General features: G+C 72.0%; 1 protein-coding gene. It reads left to right on the top strand.

Features of this window, described 5'->3' with window-relative positions:
• Positions 1 to 321, top strand: a 321-nt coding sequence (locus J0A65_RS26815) for an alkaline phosphatase PhoX (RefSeq protein WP_206597209.1), incomplete at both ends; no start/stop codon positions are given.

Here is a 321-nt window from a genome sequence, read left to right as displayed (position 1 = left end):
CGACCTGCAGCGCCTGGCGATCAGCCGCCGTCGCTTCATCGGCACCGGCGCCCTGGCCGGCGCCGCACTGTTTCTCGCCGGCAGCCCGCTGGGCCGCAGCGCCCTGGCTGCCGGCATCGCCGAAGCCAACTCGACGTTCGGCTTCGCCAACCTGGCCGCCACCCGTGCCGACACCATCACCCTGCCGGCCGGCTATCGCTTCGATCCGCTGATCAGCTGGGGCCAGCCGCTGCATGACGACTCCGCCGCCTACCGCGGTGACGGCAGCCACAGCGCCGCCGAGCAGCTCGGTCAGTTCGGCGAGAACAACGACGGCATGAG

The sequence above is a fragment of the Bowmanella yangjiangensis genome, from assembly GCF_017255015.1.
Lineage (GTDB): Bacteria > Pseudomonadota > Gammaproteobacteria > Enterobacterales > Alteromonadaceae > Bowmanella > Bowmanella yangjiangensis.
This window is presented reverse-complemented; position numbering and strand designations above follow the sequence as displayed.